The following is a 22,874-nucleotide window of genomic DNA, read 5'->3' on the forward strand; positions in this document are numbered from 1 at the left end:
CGATTTGGGGTCCGTAGGAAGCCTTGGGATCTCCCCTTCATGGCAACGCCTGAAGAGTTGGCGGGATTACGGCGGGTGGTACGAGTGCATCTGGGAGTCTGGGGCCTGCCTGACCTGGTGGACTCTGCTCAGCTATGCGTGACGGAGCTGGTGAGCAACGTCATCGCGCACGTCGGTCCTGGGGCGCCAACAACCCTTGCTGTCTCGATGAATGGAACCCATCTGCGCATCGAGATCCACGATCCTGATCCCCGAGCGCTTCCGACGCTCGTTGCGGCAAAGGGAGAGGCGGAGGCTGGGCGCGGTTTGGTGCTGGTGGACGCGACTGCGGAGCGCTGGGGCGTGATCCTGCGTGCAGACAGTAAGGTCACGTGGTGCGAGTTGGCGACTGGGCTCCCTTCCCCAAACGGCCACACGGAAGGTCCGAGAGTCGCCAAGGCTGAGGCACTGCTGGGGCTCTACTGCTGGGACAGCCACCCGCCGGCGCCCGGTGCCGGTCAGCTCGGAGTGGGCCGCGCCCAGCAAGCGGCGATTGGCATGATTGTTGACATCCTTCACTGGTTCCGCGCCCATGGCTGCGATCCGGACGAAGCTCTGGACCGTGCCCAATTTCATTTTGAGGAAGAGATCAGCGAACGGAGCTGCAGTGTCTAACAACTGATGCCAGACGGTGGGCATGGGAGGGTGCGTTAGTGACCTATGTGCCTTCGGTGGTAGTCGAGGTGAACGTCACTGATCTCATGCTCGGGCACAGTGCGGAGGCTTGTGCGTTCCCCGGAAGAGTTTCTTACAACCGTCATGTCGCTGCAAATGGTCAACATCCCGAAGTCGAATTCCACGTGGTGATTCGGGCAAAGGCAGAGGATGTTGTCTGGTTCGTCCGGCCCTTCGTGAGGCTGTCCCAGTGGGCGTATGTGGGCAGCCTCGGAGTAAGCACCGGTTGGCGTCTCGATCCGCAATCCGCATATTTGACAGGTGTGTCCGTGAGCACGCTTCACCCAGTTCGCCCTCGCCGTGCTTCGGACTATCCGCTGCACCTCAGTCTTGCGACGTTCGGGTTTGGAGTTGCCCCCAATGGGCGGTGGGTCGACGGGTAGGGGGGTCGTCGTGGGAGCCGTCGTGGGCTCAGGCCATATCTTGCGCAGTCGAAATCGCCAGATGACGAAGCCCTCGGCGCACTTGTCCTGCCAATGCGCCTCAACTCGGAAGAGCCCGTCGTATCTCATGCCGGAGGGCGGGGCGTGCTCCGAGTGGCTGCCAGCACCTCGTAGAACCCGGACAGGGCGACCGGATGCGATGCTGTTTACCAGTGCTGCGTTACCACGGGTGAGGGTCTGGTCGTGCGTATGTCGTCCGTCTGTTAGGCCGCCTTGGCCGGTGTAGATGATTTCGTCGCCGTAGTCTCTGTCGTCGACGTAGCCGCCGGACAGGACTATGGACTTTGCATCCTCGCTTTGTTTGCCGGATATTCCCCCTTGTCTCTGGCCGTGTACCTTGGCCTCAAATGCGGCGACCTGGCCAGCAAAGACTGCACCAACAGGGATGTATGGAGGGTGCCCGTAGCCGTCAAATTTCTTTTCCTGTAGGCCGACTTCGAGAAGGATCTCTTCCCACGAGACCGCTGGGAAGTAAGTCTTTAGGAGGGAGTGGGTTGCCTCTTGGCGAAAGGTTTCGTTTGAGCCGATCAGGTTGTAGAGGTTCTCCTCAAGCCCCCCTTGTGGGTTGTGTTGATCGAGCCAGGGGCGGACGCTCGAGCCGCGGGCTTGCGGAACCTCCGATTTCACGTCCTCGAGTCGCCAGAGCGGCGATCGGTGGAGTGCGACGAAGGGATAGGCGGGCTCAGCCGTAGAGCCGGGGTGGCCGTGCCTTTCAAGGAGCGGTCGCAAAGACTTCTGCGCATCACGCCAGAAAAGGAGTCGCTGCTTACGTTGAAAGGCACGCCCCATCGCCCAGAGGAGGACGATTGGTTGATGACGAGCTGGGGTTCCGCTGGATCGATCGACTTTCAGGGAATCGAAGGCGTGCAGGTAGCCAGTTGTACTGCTGGTGGGAGCATCAGGCACGGTTGAACTTTCCTCCTCGCTTCGGGGTGGCTGTTAAGCCCCAATGCCAGATTGGAACTCTTGGAGACCTGAGCCGACGGTCGCCGTGCTCACCCCTGAACCGGCCCCCCGTGACAGTCCCGGTACGCCACCCCCGACCCGCACCAGCAAGCCGCCCCCTTCGCCGGCGGCCACGCCACCGCCCTGCCCCTTGCCGCCAGCGTCGTCGCGTACTGCGGCAGCAGGTCCGCGTTTGCCGGGGATGACTGTTCCGAGGCCGCGAACGCCTCGTACGACGGGACCGTCGCCGTCACGATGCCCAGGTTTTCCGTGCCCGTGGAGGACAGGTCCCGCAGCGACGCCTCGATGTCTGTCAGGTGGGCCCTCTGGGTCGGGTATTCCGATTCCAACTCGGGGTAGGCCGCGAGCAGTTCGGTCAGTTCGTCCTCCGGCCAGTGGAGCACCGCCACCGGGAACGGGCGGGACAGTGCCGAGCGGTACGAGCCCAGTTCGGAGCGGAGGCGGGCGATTTCAGCCTTCAGTTCGGCCGGGTTGTCGGAGCCCAGGGCCCACAGGCGCTTCGGGTCGTGGAGTTCGTCCAGGGAGATGTTCGACGCGTGGCCCCGGTCCGCCAGGGCGTCCCACTCGTCGTGGGGCAGGCCCAGCAGGCGGCGGACGCGGTGGCGGCCCGTGAGTAGGGACTGGATGTTGTACGGGACGGGCTCGTCGTCGCCTGCGGGGAGGAGCAGGGTGATCGCCGTCGTGAAGCAGTCGTGGGACGTCTCGAGCTCGTCGTGGGACTCCAGCGTCTCGGCGATGATCTCCCACGGTGCGGCGTCCGCCGGGGCCGCCGTGCGGATGCCGTTGATCAGGGCGCGGGCCTCTGCCTCGTGGCCGTACTCCCAGAGGTTCGCCGCCTGGAGGGCCTTGATCAGCAGGGGGTGCTCGGGGTTGGCCGCGAGCATGCGGTCGTAGAGGGTCGAGGCGCGTTCGCGGTCGCCTGCCAGCTCCAGATGGGCCACGGCTTGGAGGAGCAGTGGCTCATGGTCCGCGGGGTACTGCTCCGCGGTACGCAGCAGGCGCTCGGCTTCGGTGATGTGATCGGCAGGCGTGTCGGGGCGCATGGTGGACACCGTACTGCTGTACGGGGGTTCGGCGGGATCAGCCGATTCACGGGTCTGGTGACTTGGGGGATCAGCCCCTATCGTGCCGCCGTGCGGGAGCGGCAGCGGGAGCGGATACCGGTCGTGGTGCAAGGGCGCAGCTCGCGGCGGCGGGCCACGCTTGCCCATGGGCTCTGGGCCGGGGCCGAGGTCACCGTCACCCTCGGGGTCGTCGTACTCCTCCTCGTCGTGCATCAGCTGTGGTGGACCAACCGGCAGGCCCGGGAGGGCGCCGAGCACAAGGTCCAGGCTCTCGAGCGGGAGTGGGAGGACCCTGCCGGCGATGTGGGGGAGGACGTTCCCCAGGACGCGGGGGACGTTGTCGACGAGACCGCGCCGGGCGAAGCCGCCGCGCCCCCCGTCCGTGATCAACCCGCCTCGCGGACAGCCGCGCCCCGCTGGGACCAGGCCTACGCCGTCCTCCGCATACCCCGCCTCGGCGTCGTCGCTCCCGTCGCGCAGGGCATCGGGAAGAAGGGCGTTCTGGACAAGGGGTATATCGGGCATTATCCGCAGACCGCGCAGCCCGGTGAGGCCGGGAACTTCGCCGTCGCCGGGCATCGCAATACGCACGGCGAGCCCTTCCGGTACATCAACCGGCTGCGCGGCGGCGACGAGATCAAGGTCGAGACGCGCGACGGGGTCTATGTGTATGTGGTCGACCAGGGGGTGCCACAGACCTCGCCCCGGGACACCGGAGTGATCGCGCGCGTGCCGCGCAGCATCGTGAAGCCGGGCGCCGGGTACGGCGAGCCCGGGTACTACCTCACACTCACCACCTGCACGCCCGAGTACAGCTCCAAGTACCGGCTCGTCGTATGGGGGACGTTGAAGTCGATGAGCCCGCGCTAGGCTGAGGTTCGACACAGCGAGGAAAGCAGCGAAGGAATAGCGAGGGGGGACCATGGTCGGTCGTATGACGCGGCTGCTGCGGCCCGCCGCGCTGCTGCTGCTTCTCCTCGAGGTCCTGCTCGTCGACGGCGGCAGCCTCACCGCCGCGGTCGCGCTCGCCGCGACCGCCACCGCTGCCGCCGGTTCCGCGCTCGTCGTCTGCGCCATGATCAGCGCGCGCTGCGCACCCGCCGTGCCGCGCACCCGGGTTCGCACCGCCATCCGCGACCGTGAGCAGCGCACCGCCTTCCTGCCGCAGTGCGATCCCGATGCGAAGGGCCGGACCAGGCCCCGAGCGCCGGGCCGTGCCCTTCCGACGGCCGCGTAGGGGCCCCCACTCGCACCACACACCCCTCGCGGGTCGTCATGCCGCCATGTCCTCATCCCGGCACGACGAGACCCTCGGAGGGCTCACCCATGTCCGTTTTCGCAAGTTTGGTCGCGCACCTCGCCGACCTGCTCCAGCCGCTGTTCCACGCATCCGCCACCGCCGCCGCGATCGTCGTCTTCACCGCGCTCGTACGGCTGGCCGTCCATCCCCTGTCGCGGGCTGCCGCCCGCGGCCAGAAGGCCAAGGCGAGGCTCTCGCCGCAGATTGCCGCGCTGCGCAAGAAGCACGCCAAGAACCCGGACCGTATGCAGCAGGCGCTCATGGAGCTGCATGCGAAGGAGAAGGTCTCGCCCTTCTCCGGCTGCCTGCCGAGCCTGCTTCAGCTGCCCGCGTTCTTCCTGATGTACCACCTGTTCTCGAGCGGACAGATCGGCGGTGAGCCGAACGGCCTGCTCACGCACACCCTCTTCGCCGCGCCGCTCGGGGACAGGTGGACCGACGCGCTCGCGCACGGCGGGGTTTTCGGGGGCGCCGGGCTTGTGTACGTCGCGCTGTTCGTGATCGTCGCGGCCGTGGCGACGTACAACTACCGGCGTACGAAGCAGCAGATGGCGGGCGCGACCATGGACCAGCAGGTCCCCGGGATGGGGGCGATGACGAAGGTCATGCCGCTGCTCTCCTTCGCGACCCTCCTCACCGTGGCGTGGGTGCCGCTGGCCGCCGCGCTCTATGTCGTCACCAGCACCACTTGGACGGCGGTCGAGCGGGCGTTCCTGTACCGGGACATGCCGGTCGCGGGTGTGCTTGCTACCACTGTGTAAAGGTCCAGGTTGTGAACGGGGTCTTGCAGGGTGGTCCGATGTCTTGGAGGATCAGCCAACCCTCCGATCCCTCGATGGCCGCTACCCGTCGCCCGGGCTCACAATCTCGACCAGGGGAGACAGACCATGAAGCTGCTACGTGTCGGTACACCGGGCGCCGAGCGACCCGCCCTGCTGGACCAGGACGGGACGACCCTGCGCGACCTGTCGGGCCTTGTCACGGACATCGACGGGGAGCTGCTCGCCGACGCGTCCGCCCTCGCCCGGATACGGGCCGCGGCGGACGCGGGCGAGCTGCCCGTGCTGGACGCCGATGGTCTGCGTACGGGAGCGCCCGTCGCCCGGATCGGCAAGGTCGTGTGCATCGGACTGAACTACCACGATCACGCTGCGGAGACGGGCGCCAAGGCCCCGGGCGAGCCGGTCGTCTTCTTCAAGGCCGCCGACACGGTGGTCGGGCCGAACGACACCGTGCTGGTGCCGCGACGCAGCCGCAAGACCGACTGGGAGGTCGAGCTCGCGGTCGTGATCGGGCGTACGGCCCGCTATGTGGAGGACGACGAGGACCCGTTGTCGTACGTCGCCGGGTACGCGGTCGCGCACGACGTGTCGGAGCGTGAGTTCCAGATCGAGCGCGGCGGCACCTGGGACAAGGGCAAGAACTGCGAGACGTTCAACCCGTTGGGCCCGTGGCTGGTGACGGCGGACGAGGTCCCGGACCCGCAGGCGCTGAGCCTGAAGCTGTGGGTCAACGGCGAGCTGAAGCAGAACGGCACGACCGCGGACCAGATCTTCTCGGTGGCGGGGGTCGTGCGGTACGTCAGCCAGTTCATGACGCTGTACCCCGGGGACGTCATCAACACCGGGACGCCGGCCGGGGTGGCGCTGGGGCAGCCGGAGCCGAAGCCGTTCCTGCGGGCCGGGGATGTGGTGGAGCTGGAGATCGAGGGTCTGGGCCGCCAGCGCCAGGAGCTCAAGGACGCGTAGGCAAGCGCGTAGGCAAGGACGCGTAGGCAAACGGTAGGCGAGGACGCGTTGGCGTAACCCGCGGCTGCGGGCGGGGGAGTCCGCAGCCGCGGGTCGGGGAAGGGCCGCGGAGGTACGGGGGATGTCCCCGCGGCCCTGGTCTGTGGGTGTTTCAACGAGCCGAAGCTCGCCCGCCGCCATCACGTCGCGATGAACCGCTCCAACGCCTCGACCACCATCGCGTGGTCCTCCGCCTGGGGCAGGCCCGAGACCGTGACCGTGCCGACGACGCCCACGCCGGCGACCGAGATCGGGAACGATCCGCCGTGGGCCGCGTACAGATCCGGGTCCAGACGCGAGGACTCCTCGAACGTCGTGCCCTTCGCGCGGTGGCGGGCGCCGACCAGGAACGAACTCTCGCCGTACCGCTCGACGACCCGGCGCTTGCGGTCGATCCACGCGTCGTTGTCCGCGCTCGACCCCGGCAGCGCGCAGTGGAAGAGCTGCTGCGTCCCGCGGCGGATGTCGATGGCGACCGCCGCCTGCCGCAAATAGCCCATCTCGACCAGCATGCTGCCGAGCGCCCAGGCGTCGTCGTTCGTGAACCGCCGCACCGTCAGCCTGCGTTCCTGGGTGACCAACTCGTCGACGGTGAGCGGCGTGGGCGTGGGCGCGGGCGTGCGGCGTCCGGGCGTCGCGGGCGTGGGCGCGGTCATGCGGAGACCTCCACCGTGACGCCCTCGCGGGCGGAGCGGCGCGCGGCTTCCAGGACGTCCAGCGCTGCCGCCGCTTCGTGGGCGGTGACCGGCGGGGGCGTACCGTCGCGCAGGGCCGTGGCGATTCCCGCGTAGTACGCCGGGTAGTCGCCCGGCACCGTCTCGACCGGGCTGCCTTCCCCTCGCGCTTCGCCCTGGGGAGACCCCATGCCGGTCTGCGGGGACTCTCCCCCAGAGGCTTCGCCCTGGGAGGTGCCCCCAGCGCCGATCCGGCCCCACAGCGACTTGGGCTCGACGCCCCAGCTCTTGCCCGGCGTGGGGCGCTTGCCGTCGCGCAGGTCGGCCTCCTGCGGGTCCAGCCCGTACTTCACATATCCGGCCGTAGAACCCAGCACCCGCAAGCGCGGGCCGAGCTGCGCGGTCGTAGCACTCACGTACAGGTGCGAGCGCACTCCGTTCGCGTGCGTGAGCGCGATGAAGGTGTCGTCGTCGGTCCGGGCGCCCGGGCGGCGTACGTCCGCCTCGGCGTAGACCCGCACGACCGGGCCGAACAGGGTCAGCGCCTGGTCGACGACATGGCTGCCCAGGTCGTACAGCAGACCACCGATCTCGTCCGGGTCGCCGGACTCGCGCCAGCCGCCCTTGAGCTGCGGACGCCACCGCTCGAAGCGGGACTCGAAGCGCTGTACGTCGCCGAGCTCACCGTCCGCGATCAGCTGCTGGAGAGTGAGGAAGTCGTTGTCCCAGCGGCGGTTCTGGAAGACCGAGAGCAGCAGACCGCGCTCCTCGGCGAGGGCGGCGAGCTCGCGCGCCTCGGCGGGCGTGCCGGCGATCGGCTTGTCCACGACGACCGGGAGGCCGGCCTTGAGCGCGGCGGTGGCGAGCGGGACGTGCGTCTTGTTGGGGGAGGCGATGACGATGAGGTCGAGCTCGCCCGCGCGCTTCCACAGCTCGTCGGGCGAGGCCGCGAAGCGCATGTCGTCGCCGAACTCGGCGCGGGCCTGCTCCCGCCGCTCCGGGTTCGAGGTGACGATCGTGTCGAGGGCGAGGCCCTCGGTGGCGGCGATCAGCGGGGCATGGAAGACGGAGCCCGCCAGGCCGTAGCCGACGAGTCCGACGCGGAGAGGGCTGCGGGTGTCGGTGCCAGTCATGGTTCCACTTAAACAACGGTGTTGCCAAAGTGCAAGCGCAGAGGACAATGGGGTCCGTGAACAGAACCGTCAATGGAGCGAATCTGCCTGTGCTGCGCAGCCACAACGCGGCACTGGTGCTCGATCTGCTGCGTACGGCCGGGGAGGGCGGCATCAGCCGGATCGAACTGGCCGAGCGCACCGGGCTCACTCCGCAGGCGGTCAGCAAGATCACCGCGCGCCTGCGTGAGGGTGGCCTGGTGGTGGAGGCGGGCCGCCGCGCGTCGACCGGAGGCAAGCCGCGCACGCTGCTGCGCCTGGTCCCGTCGGCGGGGCACGCGATGGGACTGCACCTGGACCGCGACGAGCTGACGACGGTCCTGCTGGACCTGTCGGGAACGCTGGTCGCGGCGCGTACGGTGCCGCTGGACCTGGGGGCGGGGGCGGAGGCGGTCCTGGAGGCTGCGGCGGCGGAGATCGAGGCGGTCCTGGCGACGACGGCGACGGCGGAGGCCGAGGCGGTCCCGTCGGCCGGGCGCGTGCTCGGTGTCGGGGTTGCCATGCCCGGGCCGCTCGACCACTGGGCCGGCGTGCCCCGTCGCGTCACCGGGTTTCCCGAGTGGGACGGGTTCCCGCTCCGGGACGCTCTCGGTGCGCGGCTCGGGTTGCCTGTCGTGCTCGACAAGGACACCAACGCCGCCGCCCTCGGACTCGCCCTGCGTGGGCCCGGTGACTCGTTCGCGTATCTCCATCTCGGTACGGGGCTGGGCGCGGGCCTCGTACTCGGCGGGGCGCTCTACCGGGGCGCGCGCACCGGGGCGGGGGAGTTCGGGCATCAGGTCATCCAGCTCGACGGGCCCGAGTGCGGCTGCGGCAGGAGCGGCTGTATCGAGGCGCTCTGCCTCGCCGCCGTCGGGCGCGGCGACGTCGACCGGGCCGCGGGTGTCCTCGGGATCGGCGCCGCGAACCTCGTCGAGCTGCTCGACATCGACCGGGTGCTGCTCGGCGGCCGGGCCGTGACCGCGGCGGCTGAGTCGTTCGTACGGGGAGTCGGCGAGCGCGTCCGTGTCCCCGTTGCCCTCGCCGAAGGCGGCGAGCACGTCGTCGCTGAGGGCGCCGCGCAGCTGGTGCTCGCGCCCCTGTTCGGCCGCGCCGAGGCGTCACCTGCCGGACCGAAAATACGCTGATAGGGCGGAGTTGCGCCGCTGTTCGGCCCTAAGGAGAGCCGGAGCCGTGTCCCCCTGCGCGCGCGAGGGGAAGGTTTTGGGGCACGGCCGGGCGATCCCCCCGCCGTAGGCGATCAGCAAAGGCCCCTCATGCGACTGCGCTATGCCCTCACCGTCGGCGTCACCGCAGCCACCATCGCGCCCGCGGCGCTCACCGCCGCGACCGCGACCGCGACCGCGACAGCGGCGACGTCGGCGACGGCAGCCGCTCCCGTGGCCGCGCGCCCCGCAGCCCCGCGCCCCGCGGCCGACACGGCGCTCACCGGCTCGACGGCGACAGCCGCGATCACTGGGACGGCGACGATCCCCGGGACGGCCGCGATGACTGGGACGGCCGCGATCACTGGGACAGCCGCGATGACTGGGACGGCCGCGATCACTGGGACAGCCGCGATGACCGGGACGGCGGCGATCCCTGGGACGGCCGCGCTCACCGGGACGGCGTCGGCTTTCCTGACCCGGGTCCTGACCGCGCGCCCCGGCGCCGACGCCATCGCCGCGCCCGCGGCCACACCGCCGGCCCCGCCCACGGACAAGCCCGGCGAGCCGCCCGTCGCCACCGCCCTCCCCACCCAGCAGGAGAACCGCCCCGCCGACCGGCAGCCCACCTGCGGCAAGGCAGCCGACCCCGACTTCCCCATCGACACCCGCGTCCACGGCGGCGCGTCCGTCCACCGCCCCGGCGGCGGCTTCGAGCCCTGGTCCGTCGAACTCGCCAACACCACCGGCGAGGCCTGCCAGAACATCCACCCCGTGATCATCTTCACCGGACGCGACCTCGGTCTCACCCCGGCCCGGATCACACTGGAGTTCTACGACGACGAGGCCGCCCTCTGGCGCCCCGTCGTCCTCGAGACGACCGCCGAGGGCGAGGTCGTCGGCGTACTCGACGGTGGGGGCCGTTTCCCCGGCTTCGCCGTCCCGGCCCGCAAGTCCGTCACCGCCAAGGTCCGGTTCCGGCTCGCCACCGACGCCCCGCCCAACGAGGTCACGGTCAACGCCGCGGTCGTCCAGCGGCAGGGCGACGACGGCGACTGGGTCGGGGAGTCCGGCGACTACCGATTCGCAGTCCTCGGCGACGACGGCTCCGGCATCGACGCCGGCGTCACCCGGGACGAGCTCGCGGCCACCGGCACCGGCACCGGCTCCCTGCTCCTGCTCGGCGCCGCCTTCGGTGCGGTCCTGCTGGGCAGCGGGGCTCTGGTGCTCGCGTCCCGGTGGCGGCGTAAGGGCCGACGCTGATCGTTCTCGTACATCTGCGAACATCCCCTGGTGCAACGGGGGCTGAGGGCCGCCCGCGGGTGGTTCTGCCGGGGGTCCGGGGGCTGTCCCCCGGGAGATGCAGGACGGTGCACCTGGGCAATCGGAACTGAGGGCCGACTCGAACTTCGCGACGCGTCTGGTCAGTTCAGGTCCATGCCGAGTCCGTCCGCTCATCGACGGGGTCAAGATCAGCCCAGCCTGACTAGGCTGGGGGGCGCCGGAGACTCACAGGGCCGTGCCTCCGGCGTCCACAGCACACTGCGTACGGCAGGAGTCCGTCTGATGGCAGAGCGCAAGCCGATCGAATCCTGGCTCACCGACATGGATGGTGTCCTGATCCACGAGGGCGTGCCGATCCCGGGCGCCGACGCCTTCATCAAGAAGCTGCGGGAGACCGGGAAGCCGTTCTTGGTGCTGACCAACAACTCCATCTACACGGCGCGCGACCTGCACGCACGGCTGGCCCGGATGGGCCTGGACGTGCCCGTGGAGAACATCTGGACCTCGGCGCTGGCCACCGCGCAGTTCCTGGACGACCAGCGTCCCGGTGGCACGGCGTACGTCATAGGTGAGGCGGGTCTGACCACCGCCCTGCACGACATCGGCTATGTCCTGACCGACCACGACCCCGACTATGTGGTGCTCGGCGAGACCCGTACGTACAGCTTCGAGGCGCTCACCAAGGCGATCCGGCTGATCAACGCCGGGGCCCGGTTCATCTGCACCAACCCGGACGAGACCGGCCCCTCCGCCGAGGGCCCGCTGCCCGCCACCGGCGCGGTCGCGGCGCTGATCACCAAGGCGACCGGCAAGGACCCGTACTTCGCGGGCAAGCCGAACCCGCTGATGATGCGGACCGGGCTGAACGCCATCGGCGCGCACTCCGAGACCAGCGCGATGATCGGCGACCGGATGGACACCGACGTGCTGGCCGGACTGGAAGCGGGTATGCAGACCTTCCTGGTGCTCACCGGGCTCACCACCCCCGCGGCCGTCGACCGGTATCCCTTCCGGCCTTCCACGGTCGTCGACTCGATCGCGGATCTCGTCGACCGCATCTGAGCACGTCAGAGGCCTCAATCGGACTACGGAGCCGCTCCTGCGGATGCGAAAACGGCCCGGACGCGTGAATCTTTCCGTATCAGGAGGTTCACGATGCGTTCAAGTTTGGTTACTTTCCGTGCCGCAGGAGTGGCTGCCGTACTCGTCCTGGCGCCGGCCGCCGCGGCCGCATACGCCGCCGATTCCGTCAAGGTCACGGTCGTCCCGTCCAAGGTCGCTCCCGGCGGCGAGGTGGAGGTCCTCGTCTCCGGTTGTCAGGGCATGACCGGAGCTGCCAGGTCCCAGGGGTTCGTCTCGTACGCCGCGCTCGCGAGCCGCAATGGTGCGGGCACCCAGCTGTTCGGCGAGACGACCGTGAAATCCTCCGTGCAGCCCGGCACGTACGACATCGGCGTCACCTGCGACGGCCGTGAGCACCCGGTATCGGCCCGCGTCCAGGTCGTCTACAACCAGCCGACGGAGCAGCCGGACGAGTCGACCAAGCGGGCGGACGAGTCGAGCAAGCGGGGGGACGAGCCCACCAAGCGGGCGGACGAGTCGACCAAGCGGCGGGACGAGCCCACCAAACGGGCAGACGAGCCGACCAAGCGGCGGGACGAATCGACCAAGCGGCCGGACGAGTCGAGCAAGCGGGGGGACCGTCCGACCGAGCAGTCGTACGAGCCCACGGAGAAGTCGGACGAGGAGGACTCGGACGAGGAGGAGTCGTACGAGCCGACCGACGACTCGACGCCCTTCGCCCCGGTTCGCGCGGGCGGCGGCGGCACGGCCGCCCTCGCGGCCGATGGCCCGCCGGACCCGGCCGAGGCAGGCCCCGGCATCCCGCACACCGTGATCGGCCTGGTGCTCGCGGGCGCGGCAGCGGTCGCTGTGGCTTTCCGCAGCTCACGGCGGCGCCGATCGGATTCGGACTGACATGTCCTCCACCGATCGCCCGGCCGGGACCGGCCGGCTGCTCACCGGAGTGGCCTGGGCGGTACTCCTGCTCGGGCTCTGGCTCTGGGGCCGTGAGATGACCGGCGGCCTCGGCGGAAGCTCCGCGCCCACCACCGGCGACGTTGCCGCGGTCGGCCGGCCGCTGGGCGTGCCGCTGCCGCCCGCCCACGACCCGCTGGCCCCGGCCAGGCCGGACCAGGTGGCCATTCCGTCGATAGGGATCAGCGCCCCGGTCGTCCCGCGCGGCCTGGACGTCACAGGCGCGGTGGATCCGCCGCCGTACGCCATGCCGCACACGGTCGGCTGGTACGACAGCGGTACGCAGCCGGGCGCGGCGGGCACGGCGCTGCTCGTCGGCCATGTCGACACCGAGACGAAACCGGCCGTCTTCTACGGTCTGAGCTCGGCCCGGCCGGGCGAGAAAGTCCGGGTCACCAGGGCCGACGGCTCGGTCGCGGAGTTCACCATCGACGACGTCCAAGTGGTCGACCAGGACCGGTTCGACGCGCAGAAGGTCTACGGCCCGCGCAAGGACGGGCGCGCGGAGCTGCGGCTGATCACCTGCGGCGGCACCTTCGACCGCGAGACCCGCGCATACACCGCCAACGTGGTCGTCTCTGCCTACCTGACCGGGGTCACCAAGGGTTAGGGGAGTCCTCCGCCGCCGGACGGACGCTGTCTGCAACCTGGCCCGGCCGACGACATGCTCCCCCCAGAGCCGCCGGCCGAGCCGGGTCCTCAACCGCGGGTGCTCGGGCTGCGGGAGAAGCCCGGCGCCGACGCGGGAGGTGCGGGAAGGTCCGGTTGCGGTCCCGCCACCGGCCGGGGCGGTTTGCCGGACACTCTAGGGCCGCGAACGGGCCAGGCCTAGAGGCTGAATGACGCCATGTCGCGAAGTCGTCGCCTCCCCCGTGCGTCCCGTGCCCGCGTACCCGTCCTCTCCCGTCCGCCGCGTTGTCACAGCCTGTCCACGGTGCTCCGGCGGGGCTCGTGACCCTCCGCCGGGGTGTGCCACGATGGATTCGACCTGACTTGTCCGGCTGCAAGGGGGAGCGGATGTACGGCAGTTGGTCCGGCCGACGTGCCAGGGCGGGGGCGGTCGCGGCGGGGGCGGTGCTGTTGCTCGCCGGCTGTTCCTCCGACGACGGCAAGGACAGGAGACCGGCGACGAGCCAGCAGCCCAAGGGGAACGATCCGTACTGGGTCAACCCCGACGGCAACGCCGCCAAGCAGGTCGTCGCCTACCGCAAGGACGGCGACGACAAGAACGCCGAGCTGATCAAGAAGATCGCCGATCAGCCGGTCGGCGAGTGGATCGGCCCGGACAACCCCGGGGCCGAGGCCAAGGGCTACACCGAGGCGGCCTCCACAGCCGACCGGGACGCGCTGCTGGTGCTCTACAACATCCCGCACCGCGACTGCGGACAGTTCTCCAAGGGCGGCGCGGCCGACGGCAACGCCTACCGCGCCTGGGTCGACCAGGTCGCGACGGGCATCGGCGACCGGCGGGCCACGGTGATCCTGGAGCCGGACGCGGTGCTGCATCTGGTGGACTCCTGTACGCCGCAGGAGTTCCACGGGGAGCGGTTCGACCTGCTCAAGGGCGCTGTGGAACGGCTGAAGCAGCAGCCGAACACCAAGGTGTACCTGGACGCGGGCAACGCCGGCTGGTCCCAGCCCGACGCGCTCTTCGACCCGCTCCAGAGGGCGGGCATCGACAAGGCGGACGGCTTCGCCGTCAATGTCTCCAACTTCTATCCGACCGCAGCGAGCAAGGAGTTCGGCCAGAAGCTCTCCGCGAAGGTCGGCGGCAAGCACTTCGTCATCGACACAAGCCGCAACGGCAACGGCGCGTACACCGGCGGCGACCCTGAGGAGAACTGGTGCAATCCGCCGGGCCGCGCGCTCGGCGAGGCGCCGACCACCGAGACGGGCGACCCGCTGGTCGACGCGTATCTGTGGGTCAAGCGCCCGGGGGAGTCGGACGGGGACTGCAGGGGTGGGCCCAAGGCGGGGGAGTGGTGGCCGGAGTATGCGCTCGGCCTGGCCCGCGCGACGAACTAGGCGGCGCGCGGGCCCTTCCCGTAACCGGGGCGGAGCCCCGAAAACAGCCCCGCCGGCGATTGAGGCGCGGGTCCGGGCGGAGCACCGGTTATGGGACCTCGACCCACACGCCTTCGGACGGCGTCCCCTTCTCGTTCGTCACAAAGAGCATGTACCACCCGGACGGCACCAGCGCCCGGTTCCTGGGCACGGTGACCTCGATGCCGTCCGCCGTCCTCTTCATGCCGAGCGCGATGGAGCGCTGATCGACATCGGTGACATGCGTGACGGCGCTCGGCCGCATCAGCTTGGCCGACTTCACCGGGCCGCCCCTCTTCACCTTGAACTCGCCGCTCTCTCCGCGCTCGATCGACTTCGGGCCACCGCTCACCTCGGGCCTGGAGCCCCGGTAGCGATACGGCGGGGTGTAGATCTCGATGCGCTGCTCGAAGACGCCCGGCTTGGTGTCGGCCTTGTCCGCGAACAGCGAGTCCGAGCCGAAGATCATGACGCGGCCGTCCGGGAGCAGCACCGAGCCCGAGTGGTAGTTGCGCCCCACCTGGGGGTCGGCAACCCGCTTGTACGTACCGGACTTCGGGTCGTACATACGCGCCTGGAGGACATTGGAGCCGCCGCGCCCCCGGTAGTCCGACGAGCCCCCGGTGACCAGGACGGAGTCGTCCGGCAGCAGCGAGGCGCTCGGATAGCGGGTGCCTTTCTCCAGCGAAGCGCCGTCTGTGAAGCGGGGGTTGTTCTCCTTGAGGTCCACTAGGCGGGACTTCTCGCTGGACTTCTCGGACTCGCCGACCCCCCCGCCGCCGATGACCATGAACCGCTGGTCCTGGGCGGGCGGCAGCATGACCGTCGCGGAGGTCTCCATCCTGTCGGGGTCGCTCAGGCCGGGGATCTTGTCGAACTCGTTCGTCGCCAGGTCCCAGACGCCCGGCTCACGGCCCACGTCGGCCGGTCCGTATCCGGCGTTGGAGCCGGAGTAGAAGAGCTTGCCGTTGTCCATCAGGAAGATCGCCGGGTAGGTGGGGAACTTCCTGATGATCCCGGTGTACTTCCAGGTCCTGGTCTTCGGGTCGTAGATCTCGTCCTTGCCGGGGACGATCTGCCCGATCTCGTCGAGACCGGAGAGCGAGAGGACTCTGCCGTCCTTCAGGGTGGTCAGCGTGGGGTACCAGCGGGCCTCGTTCATCGGATCCACGGTGATGTACTTCTCCGCCACCGGGTCGAACTCGTAGGCCTCCTTGATGCCCTGAAAGTCCTTCTTGTCGAGCGCGAGCTTCTGCGCGATGCCGTAGACATTGCGGGCGTCGGAGCCCTTCAGGCCCTGCACTCGGTAGTTGTCCTCGGTGCCGGTCTCGTAGTCCTTCCCCGACGCCTCGGCCTCGACATAGATCCGGCCGAGCCCCGCCTCGGTCCGCAGGAACCTGCCGGTGTTCTTGTCGAAGATCTTCTTCGCCTTCTCCACCAGGACGGGGTCCCTGGAGACGAAGGTCTTGCCGTTCTCCTTGCCGGTGAACCTGGTGCCCGCGGGCAGTGTCTTGGGCTCGTCCGAGTCCTCGTTGTGGACGATCATCAGGCCGCCGGCCTTGGTCACATCGCCCTTGAGCTTCTCGTACCGCTTTGTGCCGCCCGCGACCAGCAGGTTTCCGTCGGGCAGCTGGGTGTGCCCGGCGCAGAACATGTCCTTGGGTGTGGGGATCTTCTTGAACTCATCGGTCTCCGGGTCCCACAGCACCGACTCGAACTTCTTCGCGTCGAAGTTCTTCTGGTTGTTGCCCGAGCCTGCGATCAGCAGCACTTTGCCGGTGTGCAGCAGGGCCGCGTGGATGGTGTTGACGCGGTACTCGGAGGGGACGTCGAGATAGTCCCAATGGCCTTTCGCGGCCTTGTAGTCCGGCTGGTTGATCTCGAAGTCGTGGTACTGCTCCGAGCCGAACCGCCACAGCGCGGGCCCGTTGAACGCGGCCAGCGTCACCACAACCGCCGCACCTGTCGCCATGCGGCGGGCGCGGCGGCGGCTTGGAGGGTAGTAGTTCACTTCTCACGTCCCCCAATGGCGATCTGCACGGTCTGTTCGGCAGCAGCGGTCTGTTCGGCAGTAGCGGTCTGTTCGGTAGCGGTGCCCTGTCGCTGCTGCGGCACATGGGCCTGAGGATGCCCGGCCGGCGGCTGCCCGCCTTCCTCCCGATTGCCGCGCTTCTTCTTCTCCGTGCGGATGTCGTGCCGCCAGGCGACGATGGGCGCCGCCGTGATCAGCAGCGCCAGCGTGGCCCAGGTGATCATCGCCGGATGGTCGTGCCCGAAGTAGAAGGAGGAGCCGAGCGATCCGCCGAAGACGAGGATGAAGAAGAGATGGATCCGGAAGGTGCCGAAGAGCGTGTCCGGACTGGACGAGTCGCCCTTGGGGGTCACGACGAACGAGCTCTTGCGGCGCAGTACGGCGTCCATCAGCGAGCGTGCGTAGACCGGCGCGGAGAGCGCGGACATCATCATGCCCGCGAGTCCACCGGAGCCCTCGGGCTCGTGCGGCGAGACATTGTGGCGGCGGTTCCAGATGTAGAGGCCGATCTGGAGGGCCGAGGCATTGCCGTACAGCATCATCCAGATCACCGGGTCGATCTGCACACCCGAGGCGCCCACGCCCAGGAACAGCGCACAACTCAGCGCCGCCAGGATCCAGTTGAGAGCGGACATCGGGTAGAAGATGATCATCATCGTGTAGTTGAAGAGCTTGCCCGCGGGCAGCGAGTAGAAGCCCTTCCAGTACTGCTTGAGGATCGTCTCGTACGTGCCTCGGGACCAACGTAACTGCTGGGTGAAGAAGTCCGTCCAGGCGGTCGGGCCCTCGCCGACGGCGAGCACGTCCGGGGTGTAGACCGAGCGCCACCTTTTGCCGGACTCGGGGTTGCGGGCGCGGTGCATCTCGAAGCCCGTGGCCATGTCCTCGGTGATCGAGTCGTACAGGCCGCCGATCTGCTTGATCGCCTTGATCCGTACGGCGTTGGAGGTGCCGACGAACATGGGCGCGCCGTAGCGGTTGCCCGCGCGCTGGATCAGCGCGTGGAAGAGGAACTGCTGCGACTCGGCGGCCTTGGTGACGAACGTGTCGTAATTGCCGTACACCTGCGGCCCGATGACGAAGCCGACGTCCGGGTCGCGGAAGTAGCCGAGCATCCGCTCCAGATAGTTGGGCATCGGGACATGGTCGGTGTCGACGGAGGCGAAGAAGTCGTAGTCGTCGCCGTGCGCCTGGAGCCAGGCGTTGTAGTTGCCGTGCTTGGTCCTGGCCCGGTGCGCGCCCTTGGGCTGGTTCCAGTGCGGGACGCCCTTGCGGGAGAAGTGGTGGACGCCGAGGCGCGCGCAGACGGCCTTGACGTCGGGGTCGTCGCCCTCGTCGAGCAGCCAGACGTGCATCAGCCCGCGGTGGCGCAGCCTGACGGCCGCCTCCAGGGTCTTGGTCACCATCTCCAGGGGCTCCTTGCCCGGTACGAAGGAGGTGAGGAAGGCGACCTTGGTGCCGGGTTCGGGCACCACCGGGACGGGGTCACGCGCGACCAGCGTCGCGTGCGCGTTGGACAGGACGTTCATCGTGCGGAAGAGCTCGATCAAGCCGATCGAGACGAGCATGACGATGTCGAGGATGAGCAGCGTGTCGTTCTTGAGGTTCGGATCGCGCTCGGTCCAGTGCTGAGGCTGCATCAGCCAGGCGAACAGGCCCAGTGACACCAGCGGCGCCGCGCAGAGCAGCAGGGCGGCCTGGATGCGGTGCGGCTCCTGCGAGAGCAGCGAGCGGTACTGCACGGTGTACGGCTTGGCCGGGTCGGGCTCGGTGAGGGGGCCGGCGAGCCGGCTGTAGTGCTCGTAGTCGTACCGGGACAGCGCCTTCTTGGGGCGCAGCCGGTGGCCGCCGGTGCGCAGATGCGCGGGTATCCGGAGCTGAACCGTTCTGGAAGGGTTGTTGGGCTGCCGGGCGCCGCGTGGTGTCGACGTCATGAGTCATCCCCCCGCACGCATGCTGGCTGCGTGTTATGTGGTCGGTCGGTCCGTCCTGAGCGCGGTCCCCCTGGACCCGCGGCCCTGGACGCATCAGTGGCGGGCCACCATCCCTACAGACACAAAGCAGTCACCTGCCGGTTGCAGCGATGCCCGTGGCGTCCAAAACACCCCCAACTGCACTTAACGGATGCCCTATTGGTGGCATTGGCCCCCAACAGGTTCTCCGACCCCCGCTGTGACCGCAAGGGTGGAAACGGGGGCGTAATCGGTCAAACAAGCGATTTACGAGACCCTTGCCGAAGGGGTGTACGGGAGTGCGGGGGTGGGCTGAAAGGGCGCGGGAACGACCGAGGCCCCCTCACCTGTGGTGAGGGGGCCTCGACTCTGCGTGCGCCGCCAGGGACTCGAACCCCGGACCCGCTGATTAAGAGTCAGCTGCTCTAACCAACTGAGCTAGCGGCGCCTGCTGACCTGGAGAACTTTACCGGACGGGGAGAAGTGCTCCTGACCATTATCTGATCATTCCGGCCTGTCGAATCCTCTTTTACTACCTTCATACCGTCAAAATATGCCGAGAAGGGACAGTTTGGACATTACTGCGGAGGGTTTACGTATGACCGTGCCGGTATTCGAGGAGTTCGAGCCCGCTGCCGACTGCGACTGCGCCGGGTGCGCCCAGCAGCGACGGGCTCTTGCCGCCGGAGGCCACCCGGCGGCGCACGGCTGCCGCCGTGCGCTCGTCCTGTTCACCGCGGCGGGCGTGGTGCTCGGCGGCGGGGGAACGAGCGCGGCGGCCGCGGCCGACTTCCCGGCGGGGCACGCGCGCCCGCACGCAATTGCCGACGCGGCCCCCGCCGCACCGACGGCCGCACCGAAGGCCGCACCGAAGGCCGGGCGCACTGCCGCTTCCGGGGCCGGGGTCGCACCCGCGCGCACCGCCGCCGACCCGGAGCCCGCCACCGAGCAGGGCGGCTCCGGGCCGCTGCACGGCGGGACGCTTGGCGGTCCCGCGGGCACGCAGGGCACCGCGCCCGCCAAGCTGCGCAAGATGACCCGGGCCCAGATCATCAACCGCGCCAAGCGATGGCTGACCGCCAAGGTCCCGTACAGCATGGAGAAGTACTGGTCCGACGGGTACCGCCAGGACTGCTCGGGCTATGTCTCGATGGCCTGGAATCTGGCCGGCAACGAGTGGACCGGCAGCCTCGCGTCATTCGCCAACAGGATCACGCGCGAGCAGCTGCAGCCCGGCGACATCCTGCTTTTCCACAACCCGGACAATCCGACCAGGGGTTCGCACGTCACGATCTTCGGCGGCTGGACCGACTACACGCACACCTACTACATCGCGTACGAACAGACGAAGCCGCGCACCCGCAGGCAGCCCACGCCCATGGGGTACTGGACCAACGCCGACCGGTATGTGCCCTACCGCTACAAGGGCCTCGCCACGACTTCTTCCGACACCGACACCGACACCGACACCGACACCGACACCGACACGGCCACCGGCACGGCGACCGCGACCGCCACCAGTACCGCGACCGCCACCGCCACCGCCACCGCCACCGCGAGCGGGGCGACGTCCGCCGACGCCTATCCGGGCCTGACCGCCTTCGGCCCCGGGGCGAGCAACACGTACATCACCCAGCTCGCCGAGATGCTCGCCGGGCGCGGCGGCAAGCACTTCTACCCCAACGGGCCCAGGACGCAGTGGGGCGAGTCGGACCGGCTGGCCACGCAGGCTTTCCAGCTCGCCCAGGGCTGGGCAGGCAGGGACGCGGACGGCCTGCCGGGACCTGAGACCTGGCGGCGGCTGGCGAGCAAGCAGGGCAGGAACATCACGGCCGTGGGCGCGGGCGGCCCCGGCGCCACGAGGGCGGCGGTGCCGAAGTACCCGGGGCGAGGGTTCTTCAGGCCCGGCCAGTCCAACGCGTACGTCACCCAGCTCGGCCGGCAGCTGGTGAAGCGCGGCTTCGGCAAGTACTACACATCGAGCCCCGAACCGCGGTGGAGCGAGGAGGACCGGCGCAATGTCGAGGCCTTCCAGCGGGCCCAGGGCTGGCGCGGCAGCGCGGCCAATGGCATTCCCGGGCCCGAGACCTGGCGACGGCTCTTCGCCTGGGCCCCAGGGGACGCTTCCATCGACAGCGGCTCCGCCACGGGGCGGACCCCCGCCGAAAAGCAGGTCGGCGGGTCTGAACAGACCACTCTTGCGAGGTGAATCGCAGTGAACCCAACTACGTCGGAACCGGAGGGCGGCGCGCCGTCCGACAGCCCGCGGCGCACCCCGGTCATCGCCCAGGAGGTGACGACCGAGATCCCGGTGCACCTCCTCTTCCGTGACGACGACACCCAGCAGGTCGACCTGCGCTCCGCCATGGTGGCGCGGCGGCAGGGAACCGGCGAGCAGCCGAAGGTCAAGGCCGGCAGACCCGCGCCGCCGCCCCCCGTTCCGCTGCGGGCCGCGCCGCCGGTCGACCCCGACCTGGCGGAGCGGGCCGCGCCCGCGCTGCCCGGCTGGACCGCGGCGGTCGCCGGGGCGTGCTCGCTCGCCGGGATCGGCGCGCTGCTGTGGGGTTCCGGGGCGCTGCCCGGCCGGGTGACCGGGCTGCTCGGGCTGACCTCGTACCCGTACCACGGCATCGGGTTCGGCGTGTGGTGCCTGCTCGCGCTCGGCGTGCTCCTGGCGCTCTTCGCCCTCGGCGGGCTCGGGCGCGCACAGGTCGGATACGCCTGGGTGCTCACCCTCTTCGGCGACTACGGCGGGACTGTGCGGCGTACGGGACTGGTGTGGATGAGCCCGCTGGTGCTGCGCCGCCGGGTCGATGTACGGCTGCGGCACTGGCGCAGCCATCCGATGCCCGCGGTCGACGCGAACGGCACCGCGCTGCGCGTCGTCGTGCTCGTGGTGTGGCGGGTCGAGGACACCGCGCTGGCGGCCCTCGGCGTCGAGGACCACGAGCGCTATCTGACCGAGCAGGTCGAGTCCGCGGTGGCGCGGGTGCTCTCGCAGCTGCCGGCCGACGTGCTCCACGAGGACGCTTCCTTTGCCTCCGCCGAAGGGACCCCCACGCTGCGCAACGCAGAGGCGGTCGGCGACGCGCTGACCCGGATGCTGTCGGCGGAGTGCGTGCCGGCGGGGATCGAGGTCTTCTCGGCGCAGCCGACGGGGATCGAATACGCGCCGGAGGTGGCGACCGCGATGCAGCGCCGGCGGATCGCGGCGATCGACGCCAAGCACCGGGACAGCGTGCTCACTTCGGTGGTGGAGGCGGTGGACGACACGGTGAACAGGCTGACCGCGCGCGGGCTCGTCCAGCTCGACGCCTATGAGCGCAACGCTCTGGTGAAGGACCTCACCGTCGCCTTCTACAACGGGCGCTCCGGGGCAGTGGAGGGTTAACGATTGGTCTGGACATGATGAACGCACGTCAATACATTGGGACTTGGTCTAGACCGGAACAAGCACTCTCGTACAACACGCACGCGTGCGGCACGGCTCACAGAACACCCCCACGTTCTCCTGGAGCGAAGCATGCGCAAGAAGATAAGTGCGGCCGTGGTCGGCCTCGTCGTGGCGGGCACCACCGTGCTCGCCAGCGGCAGCGCCAGCAGCCACGGCTACACCGAGTCCCCCATCAGCCGCCAGAAGCTCTGTGCCAACGGTACGGTCACCAACTGCGGCCCCATCCAATGGGAACCGCAGAGCGTCGAGGGCCCCAAGGGGTTCCCGGGCGCGGGTCCCGCAGACGGAAGGATCTGCGCGGGCGGCCTCGGCCAGTTCGCGCAGCTCGACGATCCGCGTGGCGGGGCATGGCCCACCACCAAGGTCTCGTCCGGCCAGAACTACACGTTCCGCTGGCGGTTCACCGCCAGGCACAGGACGACCGACTTCAAGTACTTCATCACCAAGAGCGGGTGGAACTCCAACCAGCCGCTGACCAGGGCGGCGCTCGAGTCGCAGCCGTTCCTGACCGTCCCCTACGGCGGCAACCAGCCGCCGGAAACCCTCTCTCACTCCGGTAATCTCCCGCAGCGCTCGGGGAGGCATCTGATCCTGGCGGTGTGGACCGTCCACGACACGGGGAACGCCTTCTACGCCTGCTCGGACGTTCAGTTCTGACAGCTAGTCAGTTACCGTGCTCCCGCGCGGCGGCCTTGGCCGGGGCCGCCGTGGCGGGCATCGACCCGCCCCGGCGCGGGACCGAGCCGGCCCGCGACATCCTGCACACCGACTGCCGGGTGCCCCCGGGCGCGACCCAGGGGTAGGGCC

Annotated in this window: 20 protein-coding genes and 1 tRNA gene; 14 read left to right on the forward strand and 7 right to left on the reverse strand. The window is 69.4% G+C overall.

The genetic code is table 11. From position 1 onward, the window contains the following. Positions 1 to 39 precede the first annotated feature (39 nt). Positions 40 to 654: an ATP-binding protein gene (locus ACH492_RS24895; protein ID WP_398989889.1), complete on the forward strand. Its 615-nt coding sequence runs from the start codon at positions 40 to 42 to the stop codon at positions 652 to 654. Between the two features lie 35 nt (positions 655 to 689). On the opposite strand, the gene ACH492_RS24900 is transcribed toward ACH492_RS24895, so the two are convergent. Together ACH492_RS24900 and ACH492_RS24905 are read right to left on the reverse strand one after the other, a co-directional pair. Then, positions 690 to 1,784 carry a YDG/SRA domain-containing protein gene (locus ACH492_RS24900; RefSeq protein WP_398989890.1) on the reverse strand — a complete coding sequence of 365 codons (1,095 nt, stop codon included), beginning with the start codon at positions 1,782 to 1,784 and terminating at the stop codon, positions 690 to 692. A 368-nt stretch (positions 1,785 to 2,152) separates the two neighbouring features. Beyond that, positions 2,153 to 3,166, reverse strand: coding sequence for an SEC-C metal-binding domain-containing protein (locus ACH492_RS24905; protein ID WP_398989891.1), 1,014 nt, complete (start codon positions 3,164 to 3,166; stop codon positions 2,153 to 2,155). 90 nt (positions 3,167 to 3,256) lie between these two features. Between ACH492_RS24905 and ACH492_RS24910 the strand changes: the two genes are divergently transcribed. The 4 genes from ACH492_RS24910 to ACH492_RS24925 all read left to right on the forward strand — a co-directional run bounded on the left by ACH492_RS24910 (position 3,257) and on the right by ACH492_RS24925 (position 6,235). Next, positions 3,257 to 4,057 carry a class E sortase gene (locus ACH492_RS24910; RefSeq protein WP_398989892.1) on the forward strand — a complete coding sequence of 267 codons (801 nt, stop codon included), beginning with the start codon at positions 3,257 to 3,259 and terminating at the stop codon, positions 4,055 to 4,057. A 52-nt stretch (positions 4,058 to 4,109) separates the two neighbouring features. Beyond that, positions 4,110 to 4,424, forward strand: coding sequence for a DUF6412 domain-containing protein (locus ACH492_RS24915; RefSeq protein WP_398989893.1), 315 nt, complete (start codon positions 4,110 to 4,112; stop codon positions 4,422 to 4,424). A gap of 89 nt (positions 4,425 to 4,513) precedes the next feature. Then, entirely contained in the window at positions 4,514 to 5,248 is a 735-nt protein-coding gene (locus ACH492_RS24920) for a YidC/Oxa1 family membrane protein insertase (protein WP_398989894.1), read from the forward strand. Positions 5,249 to 5,374: 126 nt separating this feature from the next. After that, positions 5,375 to 6,235 carry a fumarylacetoacetate hydrolase family protein gene (locus ACH492_RS24925; RefSeq protein WP_398989895.1) on the forward strand — a complete coding sequence of 287 codons (861 nt, stop codon included), beginning with the start codon at positions 5,375 to 5,377 and terminating at the stop codon, positions 6,233 to 6,235. 179 nt (positions 6,236 to 6,414) lie between these two features. On the opposite strand, the gene ACH492_RS24930 is transcribed toward ACH492_RS24925, so the two are convergent. Further along, positions 6,415 to 6,930: a heme-degrading domain-containing protein gene (locus ACH492_RS24930; protein WP_398989896.1), complete on the reverse strand. Its 516-nt coding sequence runs from the start codon at positions 6,928 to 6,930 to the stop codon at positions 6,415 to 6,417. Beyond that, positions 6,927 to 8,081 carry a Gfo/Idh/MocA family oxidoreductase gene (locus ACH492_RS24935; protein WP_398989897.1) on the reverse strand — a complete coding sequence of 385 codons (1,155 nt, stop codon included), beginning with the start codon at positions 8,079 to 8,081 and terminating at the stop codon, positions 6,927 to 6,929. Before ACH492_RS24935 ends, ACH492_RS24930 begins: the two co-directional genes overlap by 4 nt. A 56-nt stretch (positions 8,082 to 8,137) precedes the next feature. On the opposite strand from ACH492_RS24935, the gene ACH492_RS24940 reads away from it, so the two are divergent. The 6 genes from ACH492_RS24940 to ACH492_RS24965 all read left to right on the forward strand — a co-directional run bounded on the left by ACH492_RS24940 (position 8,138) and on the right by ACH492_RS24965 (position 14,611). Continuing rightward, complete coding sequence (locus tag ACH492_RS24940; RefSeq protein ID WP_398989898.1) at positions 8,138 to 9,247, forward strand: ROK family protein; 1,110 nt, start codon at positions 8,138 to 8,140, stop codon at positions 9,245 to 9,247. Positions 9,248 to 9,376: 129 nt separating this feature from the next. After that, a complete protein-coding gene (locus tag ACH492_RS24945) occupies positions 9,377 to 10,528 on the forward strand; it encodes a hypothetical protein (protein ID WP_398989899.1) in 1,152 nt (383 codons plus the stop codon). Positions 10,529 to 10,831: 303 nt separating this feature from the next. Next, positions 10,832 to 11,611 carry an HAD-IIA family hydrolase gene (locus ACH492_RS24950; RefSeq protein WP_398989900.1) on the forward strand — a complete coding sequence of 260 codons (780 nt, stop codon included), beginning with the start codon at positions 10,832 to 10,834 and terminating at the stop codon, positions 11,609 to 11,611. Between the two features lie 93 nt (positions 11,612 to 11,704). Next, entirely contained in the window at positions 11,705 to 12,526 is an 822-nt protein-coding gene (locus ACH492_RS24955) for a hypothetical protein (RefSeq protein WP_398989901.1), read from the forward strand. Position 12,527: 1 nt separating this feature from the next. Next, a complete protein-coding gene (locus ACH492_RS24960) occupies positions 12,528 to 13,196 on the forward strand; it encodes a class F sortase (RefSeq protein WP_398989902.1) in 669 nt (222 codons plus the stop codon). Between the two features lie 407 nt (positions 13,197 to 13,603). Further along, on the forward strand, positions 13,604 to 14,611 hold the full coding sequence (locus tag ACH492_RS24965) for a glycoside hydrolase family 6 protein (protein WP_398990035.1): 1,008 nt from the start codon (positions 13,604 to 13,606) through the stop codon (positions 14,609 to 14,611). Between the two features lie 88 nt (positions 14,612 to 14,699). Here the strand turns inward: ACH492_RS24965 and ACH492_RS24970 are convergent, their stop codons facing one another. The 3 genes from ACH492_RS24970 to ACH492_RS24980 all read right to left on the reverse strand — a co-directional run bounded on the left by ACH492_RS24970 (position 14,700) and on the right by ACH492_RS24980 (position 19,061). Continuing rightward, complete coding sequence (locus tag ACH492_RS24970) at positions 14,700 to 16,601, reverse strand: galactose oxidase-like domain-containing protein (RefSeq protein ID WP_398990036.1); 1,902 nt, start codon at positions 16,599 to 16,601, stop codon at positions 14,700 to 14,702. Positions 16,602 to 16,636: 35 nt separating this feature from the next. Beyond that, complete coding sequence (locus tag ACH492_RS24975) at positions 16,637 to 18,595, reverse strand: glycosyltransferase family 2 protein (protein ID WP_398989903.1); 1,959 nt, start codon at positions 18,593 to 18,595, stop codon at positions 16,637 to 16,639. A gap of 392 nt (positions 18,596 to 18,987) precedes the next feature. Continuing rightward, positions 18,988 to 19,061: transfer RNA gene (locus ACH492_RS24980), tRNA-Lys, on the reverse strand. A 150-nt stretch (positions 19,062 to 19,211) separates the two neighbouring features. Between ACH492_RS24980 and ACH492_RS24985 the strand changes: the two genes are divergently transcribed. From ACH492_RS24985 to ACH492_RS24995, 3 genes are all read left to right on the forward strand, one after another. Further along, positions 19,212 to 20,822, forward strand: coding sequence for a peptidoglycan-binding protein (locus ACH492_RS24985; protein WP_398989904.1), 1,611 nt, complete (start codon positions 19,212 to 19,214; stop codon positions 20,820 to 20,822). Between the two features lie 6 nt (positions 20,823 to 20,828). Next, positions 20,829 to 22,004 carry an SPFH domain-containing protein gene (locus ACH492_RS24990; protein ID WP_398989905.1) on the forward strand — a complete coding sequence of 392 codons (1,176 nt, stop codon included), beginning with the start codon at positions 20,829 to 20,831 and terminating at the stop codon, positions 22,002 to 22,004. Positions 22,005 to 22,136: 132 nt separating this feature from the next. Then, positions 22,137 to 22,724 (forward strand): lytic polysaccharide monooxygenase, encoded by a 588-nt coding sequence (locus ACH492_RS24995; protein WP_307663228.1) that lies wholly within the window; start codon positions 22,137 to 22,139, stop codon positions 22,722 to 22,724. Positions 22,725 to 22,874 lie beyond the last annotated feature (150 nt).

This window comes from Streptomyces sp. NPDC019443 (assembly GCF_044389785.1).
Lineage (GTDB): Bacteria > Actinomycetota > Actinomycetes > Streptomycetales > Streptomycetaceae > Streptomyces.